The following is a 5,082-nucleotide window of genomic DNA, read 5'->3' as shown; positions in this document are numbered from 1 at the left end:
GCTCGGTAGTGGTGGTGGCGGTTGTCATGTCAAGACCTTCTCAAGCTCAGATTTTGCTTACAGGGTATGACACTGCCCCGCTGTGTGCACAGCGGGCGGTGTGGATGAAATTACAGGAACAGGCCCCTGCCGATGAGCGCGATGCTCACCGCACCCACGCCGAGCACCCATCGGAAGTAGCTGGCGCTGCTGCGGGCCACCCACAGGCCCGCCCCCAGCACAATGCCCGTGACGAGACCACCGGCGTGCCCGGCCACACTCACACCACTGGCGAGGAACGTGAAGGCCAGGTTGGCGCCGATGAGCCACAGCAGCCCCTGATAGTCGCTGCCCATCTTGAGCCGCAGCATCGTCACCACCACCAGGAGCGCGTACACCGCCCCGGACGCGCCAACCGTGTCGACGTGCGGGGCGAAGAACACCAGCGCCGCCGACGCCCCCAGGCCGCCCACCACGAACAGGGCGGTAAAGATCCGGTGGCCGAGGGCGCGCTCCAATTCGATGCCGAGGAGGTACAGCATGAAACTGTTGAAGACGAGGTGCGTGACACCGGAGTGCAGCACCACCCCGCCCACGGCCCGCAGCGGGCCGAATGGCAGGCGCGTCATGGCCGGCGGGTAGGTGCCCCAGTGGTCCCCCAACCAGCCGTTGAGATTGTGGTTGATGCTGCGGGACTCCAGCACCGTCACGAGGAATACCGCCACGAGTACTGTCACCACGCCGATGGTGGCGGGGGTGCGCTCGTAGGACGTTTTCCACCAGTTACGCAAAGTCATGCGTTAAGCCTGGCAGTGGGGGCGGCCGAAACCCAAAAAAGGCACCGCGCCACACACCGCACCCATCTGCCCCACGACCCCGCGCGGGGCGGGAGGGGCATTGATGACGGGTGGGGTGTGGCGCGGTGCCACGCACATCCTCAGGCCCGGACGCTGGGTCCTGGCCTGGTGGGGAGTGTGTTACTTGACGATCTCGATGGACTCGATGACGACCGGGGCGGTCGGGCGGTCGCGGCGATCGGTCGCGGTGCCGGCGATCTCAGAGACAACCTTCTGGGACTCCGGGTCGGTGACCTCACCGAAGATGGTGTGGTGGTTGTTCAGGTGCGGGGTGGGGGCCACCGTGATGAAGAACTGGGAGCCGTTGGTGCCCGGGCCGGCGTTCGCCATGGCCAGCAGGAACGGGCGGTCGAAGCGCAGCTCCGGGTGGAACTCGTCGCCGAACATGTAGCCCGGGCCGCCAGTACCGGTGCCGGTCGGGTCGCCACCCTGGATCATGAAGCCGTCGATGACGCGGTGGAAGATCGCACCGTCGTAGAACGGGCCGGTGGTCTCACCCTTGGCGTTGGCGGAGCGGTACTCCTTGGTGCCCTCTGCCAGGCCGATGAAGTTGGCGACGGTCTCCGGGGCGTGGTTACCGAACAGGTCGATGGAGATATCGCCCTTGTTGGTGTGCATAATCGCAGTAGCGGTCTTAAAGGTCATGGGGGACATCCTATACGCACACCCCACCCGGCGGGGCAAAAAATCGCCCACAGCGTCAACCACACCCCGCGCCCACACCACCCGCGCGCAGCACCACAGGCCCACCCCACGCCGCTGTAGCGGCCCGCCCCGCCCCAGGTATGGCGGGGGCTAGCCCGTACAATGGGGGCCACGACCCCCGCGCCGCGGACACCGCCCGCGCGGGGCAAGGTCACCAGACCACTGATCTGCTGCGCGCCTGGACCAGGCGGGCAGCATCACGGATGAAATGAGGAGTGGCATGAACCCCACGACGTTGAAGATCGCGATGAAGAGCTCGATGCGCGCCTACAAGGCATTCTCCGACTACCGCGAGAAGAAAGCCGCGGAGGCCTACGACGCGCTGGCAGATGCCGCCGACAAGTACACCGCCGGCGCGGAGCAGCTCAAGCGCCGCGCCGCAGCCGCCGCCGAGAAGGCAGAAAAGGCCGCCGGAAACGCCAGCGAGGATCTCAGCAAGGACGTTGCCAAGGTGTCCAAGGCCGCCCGCGCCCGCATGGCCGCCGCCCAGGAAAAATCCCTCGACCTGTTCAACGCCGCCGAAGAGAAGGCAGAGGCGCTGACCAAGGACGTGAAGAAGGGCAGCCGCCGCACCCAGCGCCGCGCCGCCAAGGCCGCCGCGAAGGCGCAGAAGAAGATGGAAAAGAAGCTGGCCCGCAAGGAAGGCCGCAGCCTGCTGACCAACATGACCCTGGTCGGTCTGCTGCTCTCCGCGATTGCGGGTGCCGTCTACCTGGTCCTCGGCCGTAAGAAGGACGACTCCTCCACCATCAGCGTCCCGCCGCGCGTCGAAGACTTCGCCGCCAAGGCGCAGGACACCGCCGGTCAGGTCAAGGACACCGTCGCCGACAAGGCCGCCGCCGCGAAGGATGCCGTCGCCGACGCCACCCTCACCGCCGCCGCTGCCGTCGAAGACAAGGTTGTCGACGCCAAGGACGCCGTCACCGACACCGACCTCGCGGAGAAGATCACCGAGAAGGCCGAAGAAGTCGCAGACAAGGCCGCGCAGGCCACCGAGACCGTCGCCAACAAGCTCGACGCCGTCGTCGACAAGGCCACCGACAAGGGCCCGAAGGAGACCGCAGAGAAGGTCGCCGACAAGGTTGTCGACGCCGCCGAGGGTGCCGCTGAAGACGCCCGCGAGGTCGCCGAGAAGGCCGCCACCAAGGCCAAGAACGCGGCACAGAAGCCGAAGCCGCAGTCCAACGCTCAGCGCCGGAACAACCGCAACCGGAACCGCAACCAGAAGAACCAGGGCAAGGGCAACACCAACCGCTAACCGGGGCGACAATCCCGCACCTCACAGCACCCCAGGGGCCGTGCCACCACACCAGGTGGCGCGGCCCCTGCGCCATTCACGACCGGCCCGCCGACTCCGGGACAGCATCCCAACAACTTTCGAGCGAATTCGGCCCCATACCCCGAGCGCACACACCGGACACCCACACACACCCTTCGCGCCGCGCAAGCCACCGTCAACTGGTGGAGCGCCGCCCTCCGGCCTGGAGGTGAGCCGAGCGGATCAAAAAAAAATTTTGGCCTTTTTCTCCGAATCCCTTGACGCGACCGCGTCGCATAATTAACGTGGGCTGCAACCCACACAGCGTGGGAATGCACTCCAGAAACCAAGCGCCCTACGGCGGATCGGTTCACCGACCGGGACCTAGCAGTCCCCCAAGTAACACCAGGAGAAAGACATGAAGCACTCTGCTCTCAAAAAGCTTGCAGTCATCGCGACCGCCCTCATCACTGCCGGAGCAAGCATGACTGCCGTCGACGCTCACGCGACTCCCATCTCCGAGGCTCCCACGTACGGGAATGAAAACGCGCCGCTCACGGAGGCAGAAAAACAGGAAGTCACCGAAGAACTCGCCGACAGCCTCGAAACGCTCTTCACCGAAGTCGTCTACGAAGATCCTGAAGGCAATTGGAGCGTGGACTACGCGTCCGCAGAAGCCTACGGCATCTCGCCCGACGAAGCCGACGTGCTCCTTGAACTCATGAGCTCCCCGGAACGCTTGGATAATTCCGGGACGCACATCCGTTCCAAGCGAGACCTCCAGTCTTACGGGGAATGCGTCGCCTGGGCTATCTCCCCTTCCCCGATCTCGAGACTCGACGCCATTGCGATCGGGGAACATCTGGCTAACAAGCGCTGGCGTGAGGCTGCCGAAAAGATCGTCGCTGTTGCATCACTTAACGGCGCAACTGGCCTCCTCAAATATGGTGTCGCCGCCATTGGCGGTCCAGTAGGCCTCGCAGCGCAACTCGCCGTCATTGCGGGCTCTTGTGCCATCAGTGAAAAGATGCCATAAAAGTCCATTCTTCCACCGGGCTTCATCGAAGTGTTAACAAAAGGGGGGCAGAGATCTCTGTGCCCCCCCATGAAAAATATCACTGCCCCCCTTCCAGTCTTTACCATTTCCTCTTTCACCACGGATGAAATGGCCAGCTTTAGCAGCAAGTAACGCCGAAACACCTAGCCAACGCGCTTACCACAGATCGATTGGGTCTTGCCGCGCATAGGGGCGCGTCGCAACCGAAACCCTAAGAAGCCCAGCATCCACGCTAGCATCGCCTGCAGTAGCCAATTCAGCAGCACTCCAGCCATCCTTGCTACGTGGTAACTCGCCAAATAGGAAATCAAGCGGATACAAGACTTATCCAAAAGTGTCGGCCCACCCTTGGAGTTACACAGCACGAAGGAGATCCCTTAAGTGGCTAGAATTCCAACATTTATCGATTTCTTAATTAAAAAAGACGCCAACGGAGAACCTTGGGTCCCTCCGTGGAAGTTTTCGCTAATCGGCTTCCCGCTATTTACTTTCATTTCGTTCGTCATGGACGAATTGACAGGGTTTGGCGGGATGGTCTTCCCCAATAGGGAACCAAAGAGTTTGTCAGAGATCGATTGGAGCTCGACACCCCATGAGGTTGCGGCATATATGCCCCTCTATTATTTTGGCATTCTTCCCATCTTTTTTCTCAAAAGACACTACTGGCGGAAACGCCATGCTTCCGAGGAATAGTCGTCAGCACCCAGGGCGAGATATAAATAATTCCGCAACCCGCTTGCCTCATTTAGTGACGCCGCACCACTAACCACCGACATGTACACCTACAAGCGTTTGACGCCCGCGCACAACCAGCTAGGCAGATAGTGACGCCGGGCGAGGAACGCAAATTTCAACGTCGGTAATACACCTTTTGCCGCAGAGGCTTCTACATTTTCATCGCGTCGTAGCGACACAGACTATCCCCTCAGTGCAGGCCGTCTAGGCCCTCAGCTTATTCACGACGAATGCGCCAAGAATGGCGACTGCAAGAAACGCTTCTCCGGCGGCGGCTGATTGATGTTTCCCCGTGTCAAGCGCCATGTAATTGTGCACGCTCAGCGCCACCAAAAATGCACGCACTAGCCCCACAGATCACGCGCCATCACGACACGCGACTGCCCGGCCGGCCGCACTAATCGTCCACGGCACCCACCCCCTTCTCAGCCTCAGCTCCGTTGCGCTGCTGATACTGCAGCTGCCGCACCGAACGGCCCGACGTCCGAAGA

5 protein-coding genes are annotated in these 5,082 nt (G+C 62.3%); 3 read left to right on the top strand and 2 right to left on the bottom strand.

Going from position 1 to position 5,082, the window contains the following annotated elements:
• Positions 1-110: 110 nt before the first annotated feature.
• A complete protein-coding gene (locus C1Y63_RS12280; RefSeq protein WP_106016734.1) occupies positions 111-776 on the bottom strand; it encodes a rhomboid family intramembrane serine protease in 666 nt (221 codons plus the stop codon).
• A gap of 180 nt (positions 777-956) precedes the next feature.
• The gene (locus tag C1Y63_RS12275) at positions 957-1,481 is read right to left on the bottom strand and encodes a peptidylprolyl isomerase (protein WP_106016733.1); all 525 of its coding nucleotides are present in this window, start codon (positions 1,479-1,481) and stop codon (positions 957-959) included.
• Positions 1,482-1,761: 280 nt separating this feature from the next.
• On the opposite strand from C1Y63_RS12275, the gene C1Y63_RS12270 reads away from it, so the two are divergent.
• The 3 genes from C1Y63_RS12270 (at position 1,762) to C1Y63_RS12605 (ending at position 4,549) form a co-directional block, all read left to right on the top strand.
• Complete coding sequence (locus C1Y63_RS12270; protein WP_106016732.1) at positions 1,762-2,799, top strand: hypothetical protein; 1,038 nt, start codon at positions 1,762-1,764, stop codon at positions 2,797-2,799.
• 418 nt (positions 2,800-3,217) lie between these two features.
• Positions 3,218-3,835, top strand: a complete 618-nt coding sequence (locus tag C1Y63_RS12265; RefSeq protein WP_106016731.1) for a hypothetical protein — start codon at positions 3,218-3,220, stop codon at positions 3,833-3,835.
• Positions 3,836-4,237: 402 nt separating this feature from the next.
• The gene (locus C1Y63_RS12605) at positions 4,238-4,549 is read left to right on the top strand and encodes a hypothetical protein (RefSeq protein ID WP_146128966.1); all 312 of its coding nucleotides are present in this window, start codon (positions 4,238-4,240) and stop codon (positions 4,547-4,549) included.
• Positions 4,550-5,082: the final 533 nt, after the last annotated feature.

The sequence above is a fragment of the Corynebacterium sp. 13CS0277 genome, from assembly GCF_002994655.1.
GTDB lineage: Bacteria > Actinomycetota > Actinomycetes > Mycobacteriales > Mycobacteriaceae > Corynebacterium.
Note: the sequence above shows the minus strand (reverse complement) of the source record. Positions and strands in the feature narration are given on the sequence as shown.